The 21,335-nt window shown below is 69.4% G+C and carries 16 protein-coding genes; 8 read left to right on the top strand and 8 right to left on the bottom strand.

Features of this window, described 5'->3' with window-relative positions; all coding sequences use genetic code 11:
- Nucleotides 1-279 precede the first annotated feature (279 nt).
- Together G6N48_RS08390 and G6N48_RS08385 are read right to left on the bottom strand one after the other, a co-directional pair.
- A complete protein-coding gene (locus G6N48_RS08390; protein ID WP_085270734.1) occupies nt 280-1,482 on the bottom strand; it encodes a lipid-transfer protein in 1,203 nt (400 codons plus the stop codon).
- On the bottom strand, nt 1,479-1,922 hold the full coding sequence (locus G6N48_RS08385) for a Zn-ribbon domain-containing OB-fold protein (RefSeq protein ID WP_085270735.1): 444 nt from the start codon (nt 1,920-1,922) through the stop codon (nt 1,479-1,481). Before G6N48_RS08385 ends, G6N48_RS08390 begins: the two co-directional genes overlap by 4 nt.
- Before the next feature lie 88 nt (nt 1,923-2,010).
- Here G6N48_RS08385 and polA point away from each other — a divergent pair, with 88 nt between their 5' ends.
- From polA to coaE, 4 genes are all read left to right on the top strand, one after another.
- On the top strand, nt 2,011-4,761 hold the full coding sequence (gene polA / locus G6N48_RS08380; RefSeq protein ID WP_085270736.1) for a DNA polymerase I: 2,751 nt from the start codon (nt 2,011-2,013) through the stop codon (nt 4,759-4,761).
- Between the two features lie 16 nt (nt 4,762-4,777).
- Nucleotides 4,778-5,224, top strand: a complete 447-nt coding sequence (locus G6N48_RS08375) for a DMT family transporter (RefSeq protein WP_085270737.1) — start codon at nt 4,778-4,780, stop codon at nt 5,222-5,224.
- Nucleotides 5,225-5,523: 299 nt separating this feature from the next.
- On the top strand, nt 5,524-6,969 hold the full coding sequence (gene rpsA, locus G6N48_RS08370) for a 30S ribosomal protein S1 (protein WP_085270739.1): 1,446 nt from the start codon (nt 5,524-5,526) through the stop codon (nt 6,967-6,969).
- A 12-nt stretch (nt 6,970-6,981) separates the two neighbouring features.
- The gene (gene coaE, locus G6N48_RS08365) at nt 6,982-8,220 is read left to right on the top strand and encodes a dephospho-CoA kinase (RefSeq protein WP_085270740.1); all 1,239 of its coding nucleotides are present in this window, start codon (nt 6,982-6,984) and stop codon (nt 8,218-8,220) included.
- Here coaE and G6N48_RS08360 read toward each other — a convergent pair.
- The 4 genes from G6N48_RS08360 to G6N48_RS08345 all read right to left on the bottom strand — a co-directional run bounded on the left by G6N48_RS08360 (nt 8,209) and on the right by G6N48_RS08345 (nt 11,774).
- Nucleotides 8,209-8,622, bottom strand: coding sequence for a hypothetical protein (locus G6N48_RS08360; protein ID WP_085270741.1), 414 nt, complete (start codon nt 8,620-8,622; stop codon nt 8,209-8,211). The two genes, coaE and G6N48_RS08360, sit on opposite strands and share 12 nt — an antisense overlap.
- Nucleotides 8,623-8,711: 89 nt before the next feature.
- Entirely contained in the window at nt 8,712-9,296 is a 585-nt protein-coding gene (locus tag G6N48_RS08355; protein ID WP_085270778.1) for a fasciclin domain-containing protein, read from the bottom strand.
- Between the two features lie 111 nt (nt 9,297-9,407).
- Complete coding sequence (locus G6N48_RS08350; RefSeq protein ID WP_085270742.1) at nt 9,408-11,108, bottom strand: cytochrome c biogenesis protein DipZ; 1,701 nt, start codon at nt 11,106-11,108, stop codon at nt 9,408-9,410.
- Between the two features lie 114 nt (nt 11,109-11,222).
- A complete protein-coding gene (locus G6N48_RS08345) occupies nt 11,223-11,774 on the bottom strand; it encodes a fasciclin domain-containing protein (RefSeq protein WP_139825914.1) in 552 nt (183 codons plus the stop codon).
- 322 nt (nt 11,775-12,096) lie between these two features.
- Here G6N48_RS08345 and sigK point away from each other — a divergent pair, with 322 nt between their 5' ends.
- Both sigK and G6N48_RS08335 read left to right on the top strand, forming a co-directional pair.
- On the top strand, nt 12,097-12,660 hold the full coding sequence (sigK, locus tag G6N48_RS08340) for an ECF RNA polymerase sigma factor SigK (protein ID WP_085270744.1): 564 nt from the start codon (nt 12,097-12,099) through the stop codon (nt 12,658-12,660).
- The gene (locus tag G6N48_RS08335; protein ID WP_085270745.1) at nt 12,657-13,355 is read left to right on the top strand and encodes an anti-sigma factor; all 699 of its coding nucleotides are present in this window, start codon (nt 12,657-12,659) and stop codon (nt 13,353-13,355) included. Before sigK ends, G6N48_RS08335 begins: the two co-directional genes overlap by 4 nt.
- A 25-nt stretch (nt 13,356-13,380) precedes the next feature.
- On the opposite strand, the gene G6N48_RS08330 is transcribed toward G6N48_RS08335, so the two are convergent.
- Nucleotides 13,381-13,824 (bottom strand): DUF402 domain-containing protein, encoded by a 444-nt coding sequence (locus G6N48_RS08330; protein ID WP_163670948.1) that lies wholly within the window; start codon nt 13,822-13,824, stop codon nt 13,381-13,383.
- Between the two features lie 94 nt (nt 13,825-13,918).
- A complete protein-coding gene (locus G6N48_RS08325) occupies nt 13,919-16,681 on the bottom strand; it encodes an ATP-binding cassette domain-containing protein (protein ID WP_085270747.1) in 2,763 nt (920 codons plus the stop codon).
- Nucleotides 16,682-16,930: 249 nt separating this feature from the next.
- Between G6N48_RS08325 and G6N48_RS08320 the strand changes: the two genes are divergently transcribed.
- Together G6N48_RS08320 and uvrB are read left to right on the top strand one after the other, a co-directional pair.
- Nucleotides 16,931-19,024 (top strand): serine/threonine-protein kinase, encoded by a 2,094-nt coding sequence (locus G6N48_RS08320; RefSeq protein ID WP_085270779.1) that lies wholly within the window; start codon nt 16,931-16,933, stop codon nt 19,022-19,024.
- Between the two features lie 146 nt (nt 19,025-19,170).
- Entirely contained in the window at nt 19,171-21,327 is a 2,157-nt protein-coding gene (gene uvrB, locus G6N48_RS08315) for an excinuclease ABC subunit UvrB (protein ID WP_085270748.1), read from the top strand.
- Nucleotides 21,328-21,335 lie beyond the last annotated feature (8 nt).

Below are 21,335 nucleotides of genomic sequence, written 5' to 3'. Positions count from 1 at the left end.
TCGAGTGTGCGGCCGTGGCGTTGAGTGTGCGGCCGCGGCGTTGAGTGTGCGGTATGGCCGTCGAGTGTGCGGCCGTGGCGTTGAGTGTGCAACGTTGGCGTTGAGTGTGCGCTCAGGGCGGCGACACGCCGCAGAAGGCCGCCGTGGCTGCACACTCAACGCCAACGTTGCACAGCCGACGCCCGACGCCCCGAGAGCCGACGCCCGACGCCCCGAGAGCCGACGCCCGACGCCCGACGCCCCGAGAGCCGAAGCGAGCCCAGCGCCCGAAGCGAGGCCCTAGCGGGCCACGATCACCGACGAGCCGTGCCCGAACAGCCCCTGGTTGGCCGTGACGCCGACCGTGGCGTTCTCCACCTGCCGGCCCGTCGCCTGGCCACGCAGCTGCCAGGTCAACTCGCAGACCTGCGCGATCGCCTGGGCGGGGATGGCCTCGCCGAAGCACGCCAGGCCGCCAGACGGGTTGACCGGGATTTTGCCGCCGATGGTGGTCGCGCCGCTGCGCAGCAACGCCTCGGCCTCGCCTTTGGGGCACAGGCCCAGGTGTTCGTACCAGTCGAGCTCCAACGCCGTCGACAGGTCGTACACCTCGGCCACGCTCAGGTCCTCCGGCCCGATGCCCGCCTCGGCGTAGGCAGCGTCGAGGATCTGGTCCTTGAACACCCGATCCGGCGCCGGCACGACGGCGGTGGAATCCGTTGCGATGTCAGGTAATTCGGGCAGGTGCTGCGGATAGCGAGGGGTGACGGTGCTGACCGCGCGCACCGACGGAACCCCGTCGAGCGAGCCGAGGTGCTTGCGGGCGAAGTCGGCGCTCGCCACGATCAGTGCCGCCGCGCCGTCGGAGGTCGCGCAGATGTCCAGCAGCCGCAACGGGTCGGCGACCATCGGGCTGGCCAGCACGTCCTCGATCGACGTCTCCTTGCGGAACCGGGCGTTCGGATTCTGCAGGCCGTGGCGCGAGTTCTTCACCTTGACCTGCGCGAAGTCCTCGAGGGTGGCGCCGTAGAGGTCCATCCGGCGCCGGGCCAGCAGCGCGAAGTACACCGGGTTGGTGGCGCCGATCAGGTGGAAGCGCTGCCAGTCCGGGTCGTTGCGCCGCTCGCCGCCGACGGGCGCGAAGAAGCCCTTCGGGGTGGTGTCGGCGCCGATCACCAGCGCGACGTCGCAGAAGCCCGCGAGGATCTGGGCCCGGGCGCTCTGCAGGGCCTGCGAACCGCTGGCGCACGCGGCGTAGCTCGAACTCACGGGCACGCCGTTCCAGCCGAGTTTCTGCGCGAACGTCGCGCCGGCGACGAATCCCGGGTAGCCGTTGCGGATGGTGTCGGCGCCGGCCACCAGCTGGATCTGGCGCCAGTCCAGCCCGGCCTCGTTCAGCGCGGCGCGCGCGGCGGCCACCCCGTACTCGGTGAAGTCGTTGCCCCACTTGCCCCAGGGGTGCATGCCGGCGCCGAGGATGTAGAGCGGTGCGGGGGTGCTCATGAGGCGATTCTCCACGCGTGGACGACGCGCTCGACGCCGGTGTCGTCGACGAACAGTCCCATGGTGGCCAGCTCCATCGTCATGCCCACCTTCAGGTCGTCGGCCAGCGTGCCCTCGACCACCTTGCCCAGCACTATCAGCCCCTCGTCGGCCAACTCCACGGCGGCGACGGCGAACGGCTCGAACGGGTCGGGCGAGGGATACGGCGGCGGCGGTGCGTACCGGTTCTCGGTGTAGCTCCACAGGGTTCCCCGCCTCGACAGCGCGACCGACTCCAGCGTGTCGCTGGTGCAGGCCGGGTTGGGGCAGTTGTTCTCCCGCGGCGGGAACACGTAGGTGCCACACCGCGGGCACTTGCCGCCGATCAGGTACGGGTTGCCGGCGCTGTCGGTGGCGAACCATCCATCGATGGCCGGTTCTTCACGAGTGAGCTCTGACACCGGGCCAGCGTATCCGCCGGGAGCGCGAAACTGAAACGTGTTGCAGTTCCGCCGATGGATCAGTAGGGGCGGTGCGTCGTCGTACCCGATGCCTAGAGTGAGAGCCGTGACTGCCGCAACAGCCGCGACCAAGGCCGGCGAGGACAAGACGAAGCCGACGCTGATGCTGCTCGACGGCAATTCGCTGGCGTTCCGAGCGTTTTACGCGCTGCCCGCCGAGAACTTCAAAACCCGCGGCGGGCTGACCACCAACGCCGTGTACGGCTTCACCGCCATGCTGATCAACCTCATGCGTGACGAGGCCCCGACGCACGTGGCCGCGGCGTTCGACGTGTCCCGGCAGACGTTCCGCTCCGAGCGCTACCCGGAATACAAGGCCAACCGGTCGACTACGCCCGACGAATTCCACGGTCAGATCGACATCACCAAGGAGGTGCTGGCCGCGCTGGGCATCACGGTGCTCGCGGAGCCGGGCTTCGAGGCCGACGACCTCATCGCCACCCTGGCCACCCAGGCCGAGCACGAGGGCTATCGCGTGCTGGTCGTCACCGGCGACCGCGACTCCCTGCAGCTGGTCAGCGACGACGTCACCGTGCTCTACCCGCGTAAGGGCGTCAGCGAGCTGACCCGGTTCACCCCCGAAGCCGTGGTCGAGAAATACGGGCTGACGCCCCGGCAATATCCCGACTTCGCCGCTCTGCGTGGCGATCCCAGCGACAACCTGCCCGGCATCCCCGGCGTGGGGGAGAAGACGGCCGCCAAGTGGATCGTCGAATACGGCTCGCTGCAGGGCCTGGTCGACAACGTCGACTCGGTGCGCGGCAAGGTCGGCGACGCGCTGCGCGCCAACCTGGCCGGCGTGATCCGCAACCGCGAGCTCACCGATCTGGTCAAGGACGTGCCGCTGGCCCAGACCCCGGACACGCTGCGGCTGCAGCCGTGGGACCGCGACCAGATCCACCGGCTCTTCGACGATTTGGAGTTCCGCGTGCTGCGGGACCGGCTGTTCGAGACCCTCGCCGCGGTCGAGCCCGAGGTCGACGAGGGGTTCGACGTGCGCGGCGCGGCGCTCGAGCCCGGCGCGGTGGGCGGCTGGCTGGCCGCGCACGTCAGCGACGGGCGTCGCGCCGGGCTGGCAGTGGCGGGCACCCACCTGCCGCACGGCGGGGATGCCACCGCGCTGGCCGTCGCCGCCGCCGACGGGGAGGGCGCCTACATCGACACCTCGACGCTGACCCCTGACGACGACTCCGCGCTGGCGGCCTGGCTGGGCGACCCCGCCCGGCCCAAGGCCCTGCACGAGGCCAAGCTGGCGTTCCACGACCTGGCGGGCCGGGGGTGGACGCTCGAGGGCGTCACCTCCGACACCGCGCTGGCCGCGTACCTGGTGCGCCCCGGGCAGCGCAGCTTCACTCTGGACGACCTGTCGCTGCGCTACCTGCGTCGCGAGCTGCGCGCAGAAACCGATGAGCAGCAACAACTTTCGCTTCTCGATGATATGGACGGCGTGGACGAGCAAGCCGTCCAGACGCTGATCCTGCGGGCCCGCGCCGTGGTGGACCTGGCCGAGGCATTGGACTCCGAGCTGGACCGCATCGACTCCACGGCCCTGCTGCGGGACATGGAGCTGCCCGTTCAACGGGTGCTGTCGAACATGGAAAGCGTCGGCATCGCTGTCGACCTCAAGCTGCTGGGCGAGCTGCAAAGCCAATTCGGCGACCAGATCCGCGACGCCGCCGAGGCCGCTTACGCGGTGATCGGCAAGCAGATCAACCTGGGGTCGCCCAAGCAGCTGCAGGTGGTGCTGTTCGACGAGCTCGGCATGCCGAAAACCAAGCGCACCAAGACCGGATACACCACCGACGCCGACGCCCTGCAGTCGCTGTTCGACAAGACGGGCCACCCGTTCCTGCAACACCTGCTCGCCCACCGCGACGTCACCCGGCTGAAAGTCACCGTCGACGGGCTGCTGAACTCGGCGGCCGCCGACGGCCGCATCCACACCACGTTCAACCAGACGATCGCGGCCACCGGCCGGCTGTCGTCGACCGAACCCAACCTGCAGAACATCCCGATCCGCACCGACGCGGGCCGGCAGATCCGCGACGCGTTCGTCGTCGGCAAGGGCCCCGGCTTCTCCTATGCCGAGCTGATGACCGCGGACTACAGCCAGATCGAAATGCGGATCATGGCCCATCTTTCGCGCGACGAAGGCCTCATCGAGGCGTTCAACACGGGCGAGGACCTGCACTCGTTCGTCGCCTCCCGCGCGTTCGGGGTGCCGATCGACGAGGTCACCGCCGAGCTGCGCCGCCGCGTCAAGGCGATGTCCTACGGGCTGGCCTACGGGCTGAGCGCGTACGGACTGGCCGCGCAGCTCAAGATCTCCACCGAGGAGGCGAAAGTCCAGATGGACCAGTACTTCGCCCGATTCGGCGGGGTGCGCGACTACCTGATGAACATCGTGGAACAGGCCCGCAAGGACGGCTACACCTCGACGGTGCTGGGCCGGCGGCGTTACCTGCCCGAACTGGACAGCAGTAACCGCCAGGTGCGCGAGGCCGCCGAGCGGGCCGCGCTCAACGCGCCCATCCAGGGCAGCGCGGCCGACATCATCAAGGTGGCGATGATCGAGGTCGACAAGGCCATCAGGCAGGCCGGGCTGAAGTCCCGGATGCTCCTGCAGGTGCACGACGAGCTGCTGTTCGAGATCGCGCCGGGCGAGCGGGAGCAGGTTGAGGCTCTGGCGCGCGACAAGATGGGTGGCGCATACCCGCTTGACGTCCCGCTCGAGGTTTCCGTCGGTTACGGCCGCAGCTGGGACGCTGCGGCGCACTGAACCCGAGAGGGGGGCAATGAATCCGGTGTGGATGATTCCGTTCATCATCCTCGGCGGCGCGCTGCAGACATGCGGCGCGGCCATGAACGGCCAGCTCTACAAACACATCGTCAACCCCTGGCTGGCGTCGGCGATTTCCTTTGCGCTGATTACCATTTTCTTCATCGCGGCCTTCATGATCATGCCCAGGCCGCTGCCCGCCGCCAAGGACATCGCGTCGATGCCCTGGTGGGCCGTGATCGGCGGACTGGTGGGCGCCGTGCAGGTGTACGCCGGTTTGACCTTGGTCAACCGGGTTGGGGCCGGCACCTTCATGGGCTTCACGGTCACGGCGGCGCTCATCATGTCCCTGCTGATCGACCATTTCGGCTGGCTGCGGGTCACTCCGCACCCGCTCACCGGATGGCGGGCTCTGGGCGGTCTGCTCATGGTCTGCGGGGTCGCGCTGATCGCCAGGTTCTGACGGCGAACGGCCGATGAAATCGCGGCGAACTATTTTTCGACTTTCCGATGTCCGCGGCCGGGCCCCGACGCGCCGATATCGCAGGCACGGAACGCCGGGCCGGCACCGGATCGGGCCGCGTTGACCACACCACCTGCGCAAACATGCCCGGGCGTGCCAAGGTGGGCGCCACCGGCGTCGCGATGTTCGCATTTAAGGAATCGCGGCTGAGTTTGGCCAGCGTGTGCCGGTCGAGTAGCCTCAACAGGTAAATCCCAATTTTGTCCCTACGACCCAACCTGTCCGGAGCAACCCACCACATGCCGAGTCCCGCCGTCACCTCCCCGCAAGTAGCCGTCAACGACATTGGCTCGAGCGAGGATTTTCTCGCAGCAATAGACAAAACGATCAAGTACTTCAACGATGGCGACATCGTCGAGGGCACCATCGTCAAAGTTGACCGGGACGAGGTGCTCCTCGACATCGGCTACAAGACCGAAGGGGTCATCCCCGCCCGCGAGCTCTCCATCAAGCACGACGTCGACCCGAACGAGGTCGTTACCGTGGGCGATGAGGTCGAGGCCCTGGTCCTCACCAAAGAGGACAAAGAGGGCCGCCTGATCCTGTCCAAGAAGCGCGCGCAGTACGAGCGCGCCTGGGGCACCATCGAGGCGCTCAAGGAGAAGGACGAGGCCGTCAAGGGCACCGTCATCGAGGTGGTCAAGGGTGGCCTGATCCTCGACATCGGGCTGCGCGGCTTCCTGCCCGCTTCTCTGGTCGAGATGCGCCGGGTGCGCGATCTGCAGCCGTACATCGGCAAGGAGATCGAGGCCAAGATCATCGAGCTGGACAAGAACCGCAACAACGTGGTGCTGAGCCGCCGGGCCTGGCTCGAGCAGACGCAGTCCGAGGTGCGCAGCGAGTTCCTCAACCAGCTGCAGAAGGGCGCCATCCGCAAGGGCGTCGTGTCCTCCATCGTCAACTTCGGCGCGTTCGTCGACCTGGGCGGTGTGGACGGCCTGGTGCACGTCTCCGAGCTGTCCTGGAAGCACATCGACCACCCGTCCGAGGTGGTGCAGGTGGGCGACGAGGTCACCGTCGAGGTGCTCGACGTCGACATGGACCGCGAGCGGGTTTCGTTGTCGCTCAAGGCGACCCAGGAAGACCCGTGGCGCCACTTCGCCCGCACCCACGCCATCGGCCAGATCGTGCCGGGCAAGGTCACCAAGCTGGTTCCGTTCGGTGCGTTCGTCCGCGTCGAGGAGGGCATCGAGGGCCTGGTGCACATCTCCGAGCTGGCCGAGCGCCACGTCGAGGTGCCCGACCAGGTGGTCGCCGTGGGCGACGACGCGATGGTCAAGGTCATCGACATCGACCTGGAGCGCCGCCGGATCTCGTTGTCGCTCAAGCAGGCCAACGAGGACTACACCGAGGAGTTCGACCCCGCCAAGTACGGCATGGCCGACAGCTACGACGAGCAGGGCAACTACATCTTCCCCGAGGGCTTCGACGCCGAAACCAACGAGTGGCTCGAAGGATTCGAGAAGCAGCGGGCCGAGTGGGAGGCGCGCTACGCCGAGGCGGAGCGCCGGCACAAGATGCACACCGCGCAGATGGAGAAGTTCGCCGAGGCCGAGGCCGCCGGGCACGGAGCCGGCGACCACCAGTCGCCGGGCAACGGCGCGCCCCCGGAGAAGGCGGGCGGGTCGCTGGCCAGCGACGCTCAACTGGCCGCGCTGCGGGAGAAGCTCGCCGGCAACGCATAACGTCGTCCGCGCATGCTGCGTATCGGGCTGACCGGCGGCATCGGCGCCGGAAAATCGGCGCTGTCGTCCACCTTCGCGCAGTGCGGTGCCGTCATCGTCGACGGCGACGTCATCGCCCGCGAGGTGGTCCGGCCGGGGACCGAAGGTCTGGCCGCGCTCGTCGAGGCGTTCGGCGACGACATCCTGCTACCCGACGGATCGCTGGACCGGCCGGCGCTGGCCGCCAAGGCTTTCCGCGACGACGAGGCCCGCAAGACGCTGAACGGGATCGTGCACCCCCTGGTGGGCAAGCGGCGTGCGGAGATCATCGCGTCGGTTCCCGACGATTCCGTTGTGGTGGAGGACATTCCGCTGCTGGTCGAATCGGGGATGGCGCCGCTGTTCCCGCTGGTGGTCATCGTGCACGCCGACGTGGAGGTCCGGATACGACGCCTGGTCGACCAGCGGGGCATGTCCGAGGAGGACGCCCGCGCCAGGATCGCCGCGCAGGCCGACGACGACCAGCGCCGTGCCGTTGCCGATGTCTGGGTGGACAACTCCTGCACCCCCGAGGAGCTGACCCGGCTCGCGCACGAGCTGTGGGACCACCGGATCGCGCCGTTCGCGCACAACCTGGCCGCCCGGCAGCCCGCGCAGGCGCCGGCGGTGCTGGTGCCGCCGGATCCCGGCTGGCCGGACCAGGCGCGACGCATCCTGGCCCGGTTGCAGACCGCGTGCGGGCACCGGGCGCTGCGGGTGGACCACATCGGTTCGACGGCCGTGCCGGACTTCTGGGCCAAGGACGTCATCGACGTCCAGATCACCGTCGAATCGCTCGCCGTCGCCGACGAACTCGCCGAGCCGTTGCTCGCCGCGGGCTACCCGCGCCTGGAGCGCATCACCGCCGACGTCGCCAAGCCCCCCGAAGTCAAAGCCCGCAGCACCGTCGAGGGTTTCGAGCGCAGCGACGATCCGGGGTTGTGGCACAAGCGGATTCACGCATCCGCCGACCCCGGCCGCCCGACCAACGTGCATGTGCGGGTGGACGGCTGGCCCAATCAGCAGTTCGCGCTGCTGTTCGTCGACTGGCTGACGGCCGATCGTGAGGCGCGCGACGACTATCTGTCGGTCAAGCGGGTGGCCGAAGAACGCGCCGCCCCGGGCGACGCCGCGGCCTACGCCGACGCCAAGGAACCGTGGTTCTCCGCGGCCTACCGGCGCGCGTGGGAATGGGCTGACTCGACCGGCTGGCGGCCCGCCTCAGCCGGGTAGCGGTGCGCCGCAACCCAATACGCCGGTGCTCGGGTCGCTTCCCTGCTTGGGCGAGACCACCCGGTCCACCTGGGTGGCGACGTTGCCGTCGACGTCGATCTCGCAGTGCACATTCGCCGAGTACGGCCAGTGCAGCGCGACCTGCAAGCCCGCCCGCTGCGGATCGGCCAGCACCTCGTCGGCCTCGAAGACCTGGCCCGGCATGGCGCTGAGCGGCGCGCTGTCGGTCTGGCCGCCGTTGATCACGAACGTGGCCTGGCTGCCGGGGGCGACCCCGTCGATCCTGGCGATGTAGGTGATGTTGTGCATGTCCGCGTGCGCGATCGCGGGACTCAGTTGCGAGCAGGCCACCACCAGCGTCGCGGTGACAACCGGCAGCGGCCTGCTCCTCGTCGGGCCCATGAAACCCGAGATTACGCCCGGCGTCAGTGCCTGACCAGGCCGTTTGGTGTGCGGCCCGGTGTGTGAACGCGGGACCGCCGGCACCGGCCTCAAGCGGGCGGCATCAACACCGTGTCGATCATGTACACGGTCGCGTTGGCGGTCGTCACACCGCCGCAGACGACGCCGGCGTTGTTGACGTTCAGGTTGTTGGCCTGGCCGGTGACGTTGACGGTGGCGCCCTGCAGCGTCGGATGCATGCCGATCACCTTGGCGGGGCTGAGCTGACCCTGGACGACGTGGTAGGTCAGGATGTTCTTCAACATCGCCGAGTTGGTCTTCAGCTGGTCGATCGTCGACGGCGGCAGCTTGTTGAACGCGTCGTCGGTGGGCGCGAACACCGTGTACTGACCGTTGTTGAGGGTGTCGACCAGGTTGACCTGCGGGTTGAGCTGACCGGAGAGCGCGGAGGTCAGGGTCGTCAGCATGGGGTTGTTGGATGCCGCCACGGCGACCGGCACCTGGGACATGCCCTGCACCGACGCCGGACCGTTCGGGTGTGCGCTCGCATAGTCCGCGCATCCCGGGCCGACCAGGTCGGACGCCGCCGCCACCGGCGACGCGGCGACCGCCAGGCCCATGATGGTCGCGGCTGCAAGACCTGTTACCGCGGTCGATTTTCTGCTGAATTTCATCGCGTTGGGCTCCTCGAAAGTGGTCGACGCCGGCCTGGTGCCGCCGTCGGTGACATCGGGGATTCGGAGCCGCTGCGGCGTTGGATTGTTCGTCACGCGATTCGGTGCCGATCAGCCGTAGGCGAAGGAGTGCACCTGCAGCCCCTTGCTTGGCTGCACCTCGAGCGTTGCGTTTTCCAAATGGTCGCCGGCAACGATCTGGCGCGCCGTCGGTGGGCCCGTGATCTGCATCGAGGTGGACCGCCCGCCACGCGTCACGGTGAGGGTTCCCGTGCCGCCGACCACGACGTAGACGTCTCGTGCGCGGTAACGCAGTTCGATGCTGGACCGTTCACCCTCGGCCGTTGCTCCCTGATAATCCAGGGACCACGGGCCGCGCAGGGCGAAGCTGTCGGCGGCGAGCACCGGTGGATAGTCGAAGGTCGCCGTGCCCTCGTCGTATCGACCGGCGCCACCGTAATTGATTACCTTGCCGACGGCGAGATACGTCTCTGGCGTGGTGGTGTACCGGGGCGTGAGATCGGTGGAGTCCACCGGCGGGGGAAGTCCGGCGCCGGGGTCGGCCTGGCGGAGCAGCTGCCGGATGAGCTTTTCGGTCACGTCGTAATCGCCCTCACCGAACTTGATGTGGCGCACGGTGCCCGATGCGTCGATCAGGTACTCGGCGGGCCAGTATCGATTGCGGTAGTTGGTCCAGGTGGAAAAGCCGTTGTCCAGCGCGATGGGGTAGGTGATGCCGAGGTCCGCGGCGCCCTTGGCGACGTTGGCGGGCACCTTCTCGAAGGCGTACTCGGGAGTGTGCACGCCGATCACCTCGAAGTTGTCGTGACGGTAGGCGTTGTACCAGCCAACGACGTGTGGGATGGCGCGCTGGCAGTTGATGCAGGAGTAGGCCCAGAAGTCGATCAAAACGACTTTGCCGCGCAGCGATCGGAGGGTGACCGGTTGATCGCCGGGCGTGTTCAGCCAGCCGACGATGCCCTCGAGGTCGGGAGCCGGCCCGCAATTCTCCGGCGACGAGCCTCCGTCGGTGCAGTTGGACAGCTGCGCATTCTGGTCGTTGACGATGCCGCCCAGATCGAGCTTCTCGCGGACCCGCGGATCGCCGGCGAGCTTGTCCTGCAGTCCGGCGGTGTAGTCGGGAACCGCCCGCTGAAGCAACGCCGGCACGTTGAGGACGAGCGCCACCGCGAGCAGGATCGTCACGATGCCCGCGGCGATCCGCATCGGACGCTGGCGACGGCGGAACGCGCTCACGCGTTGTGCCACGTGCTGTCCCGCCAGGGCGAAGACCAGCAGCGGCACGGCGGCGCCGAGGGCGAACGCGGACGTCAACACCACCGTGCCCGGTCCGATCGACGCGGTGGCGCCGGCCACCACGATCGCGGCGAGGACCGGTCCCGCGCAGGGAGCGTAGAGCACACCGAGCGCGAGACCGATCCCGAATCCGTTGCCGGCCAAACCGAATTGCTTTCGCGGGAGGCGCGAGAACGGACGCTCCAGCAGTTGCTCGAAGCGGGGGAAAATGAGTCCCAACCCGATCGCGACCAACGCCGCCAGCGCGACCCAGCGCAGGGCGTCCGGCGGCAGGTGCGCAAGAGACAGCAGCGTCGATCCGAGCAGGGTGACGACGCTGAAGCTGATCACCAGGCCGCCGATGACCCGGTAGGGGCGCAGCCGCCCGGGCTGCTGCGCGCTTGCGTCGCCGTCGGGGGCACCGGAGAACAAGATCACCGGCAGCACCGGCAGGATGCAGGGGGAAACGCCGGTGATCAGACCGCCGACGAACCCGATGAGCGCGAGAGTCAACATAACCGTTATTCGCCGCCGGCCCGCCCGCGGATCGAACTGAAGCCCGGCCCGCCGCAGATGCGCGAAGGCAGCCGGGTGGTGGCCCGGCTGCCCTCGGTCTACGCGCGGCGGGGGTTACTGCCCCGGGGGCATCAACACGGTGTCGATCATGTACACCGTCGCGTTGGCGGTGTGCACCCCACCGCACACCAGGCCGGCGTCGTTGACCTTCAAGCCGTTGCCCTGGCCGGTGACGGTCACGTTGGCGCCCTGCAAGGTCGCATGAGTGCCGTCGATCTTGGCGGGACTCGCCTGCCCCTGCACCACGTGGTAGGTCAAGATGCTCTTCAACATCGGCGCGTCGGTCTTCAGCTTGTCGAGGGTGGCCGCCGGCAGCTTGTCGAAAGCCGCGTTGGTCGGCGCGAACACCGTGTACTGGCCGTTGTTGAGGGTGTCGACGAGGTTCACCTGCGGGTTGAGCTTGCCCGACAGGGCCGAGGTCAGCGTCGTCAGCATCGGGTTGTTCGACGCGGCCGTGGCCACCGGGTCCTGGGCCATACCCGCGACGGAGCCCGGGCCGGTCGGATTCTGGTTGGCGTAGTCCGTGCAGCCGGGTCCGACGAGGTCCGCGGCGGGATCGACGGAGGCCGAGGTGGTGGCGGGAGCCGCCATACTGCTGCCGGCCATGCTCCTGACGGTGGTGGGCCCGGTCGCCGATGTGCTGCCCGAACATGCTGACAACCCGACGACCAGTGCGGAGGCCGCGAGACCTGTCGCGGCGACCCGTGCATTCATCATTGCGATCGACTCCTTCGTCGTTGGCGGCTTCAGGCCGCCGTTTCTGGGCGGACGGAAGTCATTCGGAGACCTCACGGCCGCGGACGGAAATCGGGCACGGCATCCGGAAGGGGTTCGGCCACGAATAAGAGGTATGGGATTCGTCGTGACCGCGAGTCGCAGGGCGCAGCCGGTGCAGCGGGCGCGGGGGGACTCGTTACGCTGTGGCGCCATGGGCAGTGCGGCGCGCACCGGCGGCCAGCTCGACTCGCTGCTGCGGCGAGTCGCCGAGCGGGACGTCGAGGCGTTCGCGGCGCTCTACGACCAGACCCGCTCGCGGGTATACGGCCTGGTGTTCCGGGTCCTTCGTGACGCCGGGTACAGCGAGGAGACGACACAGGAGGTGTATCTGCAGATCTGGCGCAACGCCGCGGCTTACGACCCGGCGGCCGGGAGCGCCGTGGCGTGGATCTTGTCACTGGCGCACCGCCGGGCGGTCGACCGGGTGCGCGCCGAGCAAGCCGCCACCAACCGCGAATCGCGATATGGCGCCAACCACGTCGAACGCGCGCGCGACGTCGTCGTCGACGCGGCCATCGCCCGCGACGAGCGCGACCGGGTGGTGGGATGTCTGCAGGCGCTGACCGAAGTTCAGCGGGAATGCATCGAGATGGCCTACTACCAGGGAATGACCTACGCGCAGGTGTCGCAGCGGCTGGCGCAGAACCCGTCGACCATCAAGTCACGGATGCGAGATGCGCTGCGCGCGTTGCGCCGTTGTCTGGACGTCTCATGAGCGACCCGTCGGATCTGACGCTGCTCGACCTGGCGACCGCCTATGCGCTGGACGCCATCCCGGACAGCGAACGCGCGGACATCGAGCAACGCGTCGCTGCCGCACCGCCACCGATCGCCGAGGCGTTTCACGCCGAAGTGCGCGCGGTCCGTGAGGCGTTGGCGGTCGTGTCCACCAACACCGAGCTCGAGCCCCCGCCGATGCTGCGGGAGAAGATCCTGACGGCCGTACGGACGGACAGCAATCGCCGAAAGCATTGGCGCACAGCGTTAGTGGCGGCGGCGGCCGTCATCGCCGCCGTGATCACCGCTGCCGGGATCACGTTGGCCCTGCGACCCGCGCCGTCGGTGTCGACGGCCGAACAGGTCTTCGCCGCGCCAGACGTGCACACCTCGACCGCGAAACTCCCGTCCGGAGGCACCGCGACCGTCGTCTACTCCCGGGAACGCAACGCGGCGGTGGTCTTGATGAACGACGTGACCCCGCCCGGGCCCGGCACGGTCTACGAGATGTGGCTGATCGCCCGGGACGGACCGCGGGCCGCCGGGACCATGGACGCCGAGACCGTCAAGCCGTCGACCACGGCGGTGCTCAGGGACCTGGGGCACAGCGACGCACTGGCGCTCACCGTCGAGCCCGGCCATGGCTCCACCCATCCGACCACCGCGCCGTTCCTCGAACTTCCCCTGGCCTGAGCCACCCACCGGACAGCCGCGGTGTTCAGTGCCGCGGCCGCCAGGTCAGCTCCATCCCGTCGCCCGCCAGCCAGCGCGCGAGGTCGTAGCCGTTGCGGGCCAGCCCGTCGACGGCGTGCACGGCGCGCCGCACCGCCCGCTCGGCCACTTCGGGTGCCAGCAGGCCGTGCCGCACCGCGTCCAGCAGCTCGTCGACGTCGGCCAGCCTCGCCCCGGTCCCGGCGCGGACCTCGATGTCGAGGTAGTGGTCCTCGGAATGCCACGCGTCGCGGCCCGGGGTGTACTCGCCCACGTCGAGGTAGTAGTCGTGATCGCGCTCGTGCCCCGGGTTGTAGTGAAAGACCGTGGCGCGCAGGCCCAGCGACGGCAGCAGCCAGGACTCCAGGAAATGGAACTGCGCCCGGCCCGGCGTCGGGCGCGCGACGTAGAGACCCCACGGGCGCAGCGCGTACTCGTCGACCGCCCGCACGATGCCCTTGGGATCGGTGTTGGTGCCGGCGACCAAATCGAACGTCTCGTGCTTCGGGGGGTGGATGGTGTGAGCCTACCGGCGCCGCGAACCCCTAGCGACGCAGCCGGATCCGCCACCGCACGAAGCCGGCGTAAAACAACGACAGCCCCGCGAGCATGCCCATGTCGATCAGCCAGATCTGCCGCGTGTGCTGCCAGAACCGGTCCTCGGGCACCAGAGAGCCGGGCACCAGGTGCCGCAGGTCGACCGTCGACGCGGCCGCGGCATAGCCCCAGCGCGCGGGCGTCCCGAACGACAGCTGGTCGAGCCCGAGCCGGCCGGTGACCGGCACCATGCCGCCGCACAAGACCAGCTGCGCCATCACCGACACCACGAACAGCGGCATGATCTGCTCGCTGGAGCGCACCAGCGACGAGATGGCCAGGCCCAGCAGGGCCGAGGCGACACAGGCCGCGGCGACCGTCGTGAACAGCTCGAAAGTGGCGTTGCCGAGCAGCACGGCGCCCCGCGCGGGGGCACCCTTGCCCACCACCACGATCGCGGTGACGACCGCCGACTGCACGATCGCGAACCCGCAATACACCGCGGTCTTGGCGAGCAGGTAGGCCGTGGTCGACAACCCCACCGCCTGTTCGCGCTGGAAGATGGCGCGTTCGCCGACCAGGTCGCGAATGGTCAGCGCGGTGCCCATGAACGCCGCGGCGGGCAGCAGCAGGCTCAGGATCTGCGCGGCCTCGTCGGGCGTGCCCGCGTTCGGGCCCGGCACCCCGAAACCGGTGTTGCCCGGCACGGTCAGCGACAGCGCGCCCAGGATGAACGGCAACAACGCCAGGAAGATGAAGTAGCCACGGTCGGACACGATCAGGCGGACCTGCCGGCGGGCGACGGTCGAGATCTGGCGCCGCACGCTGGTGCGGGCCGGCTCGCCCAGGTCGCCCGGCTCGTCGGCCGCGTCGGGCATCAGCTTCTGCGGCCGCCGCTGCGCGTCGCGCTGTTCCAGGAAGCGCCGGTTGGCCTCCTCGGGGTCGGCGCCCACCTGGGTGAAGATCTTCGCCCAGTTGCTGGTGCCCATCGCGTCGGCGATGCGGTCGGGCGGCCCGCAGTAGGCGGTCTTGCCGCCGGGGGCCACCAGCAGCAGCTGGTCACAGGTGTCCAGGTAGGACAGCATGTGCGTGACCACGATCACCACGCGCCCGGCGTCGGCCAGCTGCCGCAGCATCATCATGACCTGGTGGTCCAGCGCCGGGTCGAGACCCGACGTCGGCTCGTCGAGGATCAGCAGCGACGGCCCGGTCAGCAGTTCCAGCGCCACCGAGGCGCGTTTGCGCTGCCCGCCCGACAGCTTGTCGACCCGGGTGTCGGCGTGTTTGGTCAGGTCGAGTTCGTCGAGGACCTTCGCGACCACCTTGGCCCGGTCGGCTTTGCTGGTGTCGGGCGGCAAGCGCAGCTCGGCGGCATAACCCAGCGCCTGGTTGACGGTGAGCTGCCGGTGCACGACGTCGTCCTGCGGCACCATCCCGATCCGGCTGCGCAACGACGCGTACTCGGCGTGGATGTCGTGGCCTTCGAAGCTGACCGAGCCCGACGTGGGGCGGGCATAGCCGGCGATGAGCCTGGCCAGGGTGCTCTTGCCGGCGCCCGACCCGCCGATCACCGCGGTCAGCGTGCCGGGCCGGGCCTCCAGCGAGATGTTGTCCAGCAGCTGTTTGCCGTTGTCGACGACGTACCTGACCCCGCGAACCTCCAGCCCGCCGGTGCGTGACGCGGCCTCGCTGCGCGGGGTCAGGGTGCCGTCGCGGAACACCAGGTCGACGTTGCCGATGGTGACGACGTCGTCGTCGCTCAAGATCGCCGAGCCGACCCGGGTGCCGTTGACGAAGGTGCCGTTGACGCTGGTGTCGCGGATCTCGGTGCCCAGCGGCGTGCGCGCCAAAACCGCGTGCCGGCGCGAGGCGAGGACGTCGGAGACCACGATGTCGTTGTCGGCGGCGCGACCGATGGTGGCGGTGCCTTCGATGCCGGCCTTGCCGGCCGCCGAGGCGTGCGGGGTGAGGATTTTCACCATCCGGGTCGCCAGGTTCGACACGTCGGCGGTCTTGGCGTTGATGACGGTGGACTCGGCGGGCGGGGTCGCGTCGGGGCGCGGGGGCGCCTCGGCGCCGTCGGCCGATGGGGGGAAAGCCGGCACGTCGGCCGAGCCGGCGTTGACCAGGGTCAGCTCGTCGGGCGGCGCCCCGCGGGGCGGCATGCCCGATGTCTGGATCCTCGCCTGCGGCGGGGCCGCACGGGCCTCACGCGGCGGCGGAACAGGCTGTCGCCGTGGCGGATTGGTGGAAGTCGCCGGCCGGTTGGGCGGCGCCGGGCGCGCCGGCGCGGCGGTGGGGCCGCTGCGGGCGGGACCGCGGGGCGGGCCGCCGGACGGGGTGCGCGGCGGTGGCGGCTGGGTGGGATTCGTCGTCTGCTCCGGCAGCGCGGACCAGGCCAGGGTGGGCGGCCCGGAGTCGCGCGCCGGCCTGGTCTGGGCCGGGCGGTTGGTCCGGCCCTGCTGCGGGCCGATCGCAAAGGTCAGCAGAGGTCCGCGCGGATTGCCCACGTGGATGCTCTGGCCGTCGTGGATGTCGATGACCGGCATCCGGTAGCCGTTGAGGTAGGTCCCGTTCAGCGAGCCGTTGTCGATCGCCAGCCATCGGCCCTGGTCGAACCGCACCAGCAGGTGCGCCCGGGAGATCCGCGGGTCGGCGATGTGCACGTCGGCGTGCGCATCGCGGCCGATGACCACCTCGTGGCCTGCAGCGAAAGTACGTTGGGACCCGTTGTGCCGGACTGTCAGGACAGGCGGGGCGGGTCGAGTCACCCTTCAAGTATCGGCCCGCGCCCTCGGCGGGTCGCACGGACTCGCCTGTGATTTCGCTTTGTTTCGATTTCGCCCACTCATAGCGGCTTCATAGCTTGCTGAGATTGATCGCCTACCCGGATCCGGCATGATTCGACGGTGAGGCACGAGGGGACAACGGACTAGGGCCTGCTGCCCGCGGTGTCGCGCCGCGGACAGCGGGGCGCCGACAGCGGTTACGTGGCGCCGGGCGACGAGGGGGTGACAGCGATGGACGAAGACCGGGAACCCACCCGGCGCCTGGGCGCCGGCCGGCGGCTGCTGAGCAACCCGCGGCTGGCCCGCGAGGCCCTGCGCGCGGGCTTGCACTCGCTGCCCTCGGGCACGTTCGCGCATCTGCTGCGCCGCATCCCGCCGGTGGAGTCGACCCCGAACGTGGAGCCTCAGCCCGCGTCCGCGCCCGAGGCGCAGCAGCAGCGCGGGGAGCCCAGCGGGGCGCGGCTGGCCGTCACCAACGGCACGCCGTTCGCCGGCTACACCATCCTGCGGCAACTCGGCGCCGGCGGCATGGCCGAGGTCTACCTGGCCCTGCACCCCCGGTTGCCGCGCCGCGACGTCATCAAAGTCCTCGCCGAGGCGGTCACGGCGGACCGCGAATTCCGTGAGCGGTTCAACCGCGAGGCCGACCTCGCCGCGACGCTGTGGCACCCGCACATCGTCGGGGTCCACGACCGCGGCGAATTCGACGGCCACCTGTGGATCTCGATGGACTACGTCGAGGGCACCGACGCCGCCCGACTGATGCGCGAGCGTTACCCCGACGGCATGACCATCGACGAGGTCTGCGCCATCGTGCGGGCCGTCGCGAGCGCGCTGGACTATGCCCACGATCGCGGCCTGCTGCACCGCGACGTCAAGCCCGCCAACATCCTGCTCACCCATCCCGAGGACGGCGAACGCCGGATCGTGCTGGCGGACTTCGGTGTCGCGCGGCACCTGGGCGACATCAGCGGGATCACCGAGACGAACGTGGCCGTGGGGACCGTGGCCTACGCCGCGCCCGAGCAGCTGACGGGCGCCAACATCGACGGCCGGGCCGATCAGTACGCGCTGGCGGCGACGGCCTTTCACCTGCTCACCGGCGCGCCGCCGTTCCAGCATTCCAACCCGATCGCGGTCATCAGCCAGCATTTGCACGAGGACCCGCCCCGGCTCAGCGACTACCGGCCGGAACTGGCGGAACTCGACGACGTGTTCTTTCAGGCGCTGGCCAAACAACCCGCGGACCGGTTCGGCCGGTGCCGTGCGTTCGCCGCCGCCGTCGGCGAGCGGGTGCCCGACGACACCGACGACGGCGCGCAGTCCGACGCCGAGCCGGAGGCGGCGCCCCGGCGGCGCGGGGTCCGCGGCGTCGTCACGGCGCTGAACCACAAGGTCTCGTCGCGGACCCGGTGGGCCGCCGCGCTGATCTGCGCGGTGCTGGTCGCCGTGGCCGCCACCTGGTCGATCCTGTACTCGTTCCAACCGGACAACTCGCCGGCCAACCCGGCGCTCGCGTCCAAACCGTCGGTTCCGGCGCCCGGCGCCGCGCCGGCGAGGACCGGCGGGCCGACGCTCAACGGCACCTACCAGCTGGCCTTCGACCACACCAAGCAGACCACCAACGGCATCCCGATCCGCTCCGACGACGCCGGCACCGCCTGGTGGGCGTTCCGCTCCGCGTGCACCACCAACGGCTGCGGGGCGACCGGCACACAGCTCGACGACACCAACCACCAGGTCGCCAGCAGCGTCGACGGCGGTCACACGGACGCGCTGCGCTTCGTCGGCGGCTACTGGCAGGGCTCGCCCCAGCAGGCGCGGGTGGGCTGCACCCAGCCGAACGGACAGGCCGGGGCAACCCAGCAGGAGACCATCGCGTGGTCGCTGGCGCCGCAGGCCAACGGGACCCTGCGGGGGACCATGACCGAGACGGTGCTCAGCAACGAGTGCAGCGCGCAGGGCGCGGTGGTGCGGGTGCCGGTGGTCGCGACCCGGGTGGGTGACGTGCCGGCGGGGGTGAACCTCGCCGACCCCACGCAGGCGGTCAACACCACCAACCCGCCGTCGGCGCCCGGGGGCCCGCCCGTGCTGGGCGGGATGTGCACCGACATCGACAAGCTCGCCTACGACCCGACCAACAACGAGCAGATCGTCTGCGAGGGCAACACCTGGGCGCGGGCCCCGATCGCGAACGGGGTACACGCCTCCGGCAGTTCGTGCGACAAGCCGGGGTTGCCGGCGTTCGCCATGACGACGTCCAACGACGGTCATCTGCTCGAATGTGACCCGGTCACCCGGACCTGGACCCGTCCCGCCGGATAGCCGTCCGGCCTGCCCCTTCCGGCCCTTTCCGGCCGCGAGGGCGCGTGTCTGTACGCCGACACGCCGAGCGGCGTGAGAGTTTGCGCGCCCTCGCGGACAGCGCTTGCGGAAGGGATCGTGTCGGTGCGTCGTTCTACCCTGGTGATATGGCTTTCGCCACTGAACATCCGGTAGTCGCCCACTCGGAGTACCGCGCCGTCGAGGAGGTAGTCCGCAGTGGCGCGCGCTTCGAGGTGGTCAGCCCGCACAAACCGGCGGGCGACCAGCCGGCCGCCATCGACGAACTGGAGCGCCGGATCAGGGCGGGGGAGCGTGACGTGGTGCTGCTGGGCGCCACGGGAACGGGTAAGTCGGCCACCACGGCCTGGCTCATCGAGCGCCTGCAGCGGCCCACGCTGGTGATGGCCCCGAACAAGACGCTGGCCGCCCAGCTCGCCAACGAGCTGCGGGAGATGTTGCCGCACAACGCCGTCGAGTACTTCGTGTCGTACTACGACTACTACCAGCCCGAGGCGTACATCGCGCAGACCGACACCTACATCGAGAAGGACAGCTCCATCAACGACGACGTGGAGCGGCTGCGGCACTCCGCGACGTCGTCGCTGCTGTCCCGCCGCGACGTGGTGGTGGTCGCGTCGGTGTCGTGCATCTACGGCCTGGGCACGCCGCAGTCCTACCTGGACCGCTCGGTCGAACTGCAGGTGGGCAACGAGGTGGCCCGGGACGGCCTGCTGCGGCTGCTGGTGGACGTCCAGTACACGCGTAACGACCTGTCCTTCACCCGCGGCTCGTTCCGCGTCCGCGGCGACACCGTGGAGATCATCCCGTCCTACGAAGAGCTGGCCGTGCGCATCGAGTTCTTCGGCGACGAGATCGAGGCGCTGTACTACCTGCACCCGCTGACCGGCGAGGTCATCCGCCAGGTGGACTCGCTGCGCATCTTCCCGGCCACCCACTATGTGGCCGGTCCGGAGCGGATGGCCCAGGCGATCTCCACCATCGAGGCGGAACTGGCCGAGCGCCTCGCCGAGTTCGAGGCGCAGGGCAAGCTGCTGGAGGCCCAGCGGCTGCGCATGCGCACCAATTACGACATCGAGATGATGCGCCAGGTCGGGTTCTGCTCGGGGATCGAGAACTACTCGCGCCACATCGACGGCCGCGGGCCGGGTTCGCCGCCGGCGACGCTGCTCGACTACTTCCCGGAGGACTTCCTCCTCGTCATCGACGAGTCACACGTCACGGTGCCGCAGATCGGCGGCATGTACGAGGGCGACATGTCGCGCAAGCGCAACCTCGTGGAATACGGGTTCCGGTTGCCGTCGGCCTGTGATAACCGCCCGCTGACCTGGGAGGAGTTCGCCGACCGGATCGGGCAGACGGTGTACCTGTCGGCCACGCCGGGTCCCTACGAGCTGAGCCAGTCCGCGGGCGAGTTCGTCGAGCAGGTGATCCGCCCGACCGGCCTGGTCGACCCGAAGGTCGTGGTCAAGCCGACCAAGGGCCAGATCGACGACCTGATCGGCGAGATCCGCAAGCGCACCGAGGCCGACCAGCGGGTGCTGGTGACGACGTTGACCAAGAAGATGGCCGAAGACCTCACCGATTACCTGTTGGAGATGGGGATCCGGGTGCGCTACCTGCACTCCGAGGTCGACACGTTGCGCCGGGTGGAGTTGCTGCGCCAGCTGCGGCTCGGTGAGTACGACGTGCTGGTCGGCATCAACCTACTGCGTGAGGGTCTGGACCTGCCCGAGGTCTCGCTGGTGTCGATCCTCGACGCCGACAAGGAAGGCTTCCTGCGGTCGTCGCGGAGCCTGATCCAGACCATCGGCCGCGCCGCGCGCAACGTCTCCGGTGAAGTCCACATGTATGCCGACACCATGACGGACTCGATGAAAGAGGCCATCGACGAGACCGAACGGCGGCGGGCCAAGCAGATCGCCTACAACGAGGCCAACGGCATCGACCCGCAGCCGCTGCGCAAGAAGATCGCCGACATCCTCGACCAGGTCTATCGCGAGGCCGACGATACCGACGTGGGGGTCGGCGGCTCGGGCCGCAACGCTTCACGCGGCCGGCGCGCTCAGGGCGAGCCCGGACGCGCCGTCAGTGCGGGGGTGTTCGAGGGCCGCGACACGGCCAACATGCCGCGTGCCGAGCTGGCCGACCTCATCAAAGACCTCACCGCGCAGATGATGGCCGCCGCCCGTGACCTGCAGTTCGAGCTCGCCGCGCGGTTCCGCGACGAGATCGCCGACCTCAAGAAAGAGCTGCGGGGAATGGACGCCGCCGGGCTGAAGTGACGCTCGTC

The sequence above is a fragment of the Mycobacterium parmense genome, from assembly GCF_010730575.1.
In the GTDB taxonomy this organism is placed as follows: domain Bacteria; phylum Actinomycetota; class Actinomycetes; order Mycobacteriales; family Mycobacteriaceae; genus Mycobacterium; species Mycobacterium parmense.
This window is presented reverse-complemented; position numbering and strand designations above follow the sequence as displayed.

What these genes read in the sequence shown, in the direction of transcription:
- G6N48_RS08390 (WP_085270734.1), bottom strand. Translation starts at nt 1,482, where the DNA reads ATGAGCACCCCCGCACCGCTCTACATCCTCGGCGCCGGCATGCACCCC.
- polA (WP_085270736.1), top strand. Translation starts at nt 2,011, where the DNA reads ATGCCTAGAGTGAGAGCCGTGACTGCCGCAACAGCCGCGACCAAGGCC.
- G6N48_RS08375 (WP_085270737.1), top strand. Translation starts at nt 4,778, where the DNA reads ATGAATCCGGTGTGGATGATTCCGTTCATCATCCTCGGCGGCGCGCTG.
- rpsA (WP_085270739.1), top strand. Translation starts at nt 5,524, where the DNA reads ATGCCGAGTCCCGCCGTCACCTCCCCGCAAGTAGCCGTCAACGACATT.
- coaE (WP_085270740.1), top strand. Translation starts at nt 6,982, where the DNA reads ATGCTGCGTATCGGGCTGACCGGCGGCATCGGCGCCGGAAAATCGGCG.
- G6N48_RS08360 (WP_085270741.1), bottom strand. Translation starts at nt 8,622, where the DNA reads ATGGGCCCGACGAGGAGCAGGCCGCTGCCGGTTGTCACCGCGACGCTG.
- G6N48_RS08355 (WP_085270778.1), bottom strand. Translation starts at nt 9,296, where the DNA reads ATGAAATTCAGCAGAAAATCGACCGCGGTAACAGGTCTTGCAGCCGCG.
- G6N48_RS08350 (WP_085270742.1), bottom strand. Translation starts at nt 11,108, where the DNA reads ATGTTGACTCTCGCGCTCATCGGGTTCGTCGGCGGTCTGATCACCGGC.
- G6N48_RS08345 (WP_139825914.1), bottom strand. Translation starts at nt 11,774, where the DNA reads ATGGCCGGCAGCAGTATGGCGGCTCCCGCCACCACCTCGGCCTCCGTC.
- sigK (WP_085270744.1), top strand. Translation starts at nt 12,097, where the DNA reads ATGGGCAGTGCGGCGCGCACCGGCGGCCAGCTCGACTCGCTGCTGCGG.
- G6N48_RS08335 (WP_085270745.1), top strand. Translation starts at nt 12,657, where the DNA reads ATGAGCGACCCGTCGGATCTGACGCTGCTCGACCTGGCGACCGCCTAT.
- G6N48_RS08320 (WP_085270779.1), top strand. Translation starts at nt 16,931, where the DNA reads ATGGACGAAGACCGGGAACCCACCCGGCGCCTGGGCGCCGGCCGGCGG.
- uvrB (WP_085270748.1), top strand. Translation starts at nt 19,171, where the DNA reads ATGGCTTTCGCCACTGAACATCCGGTAGTCGCCCACTCGGAGTACCGC.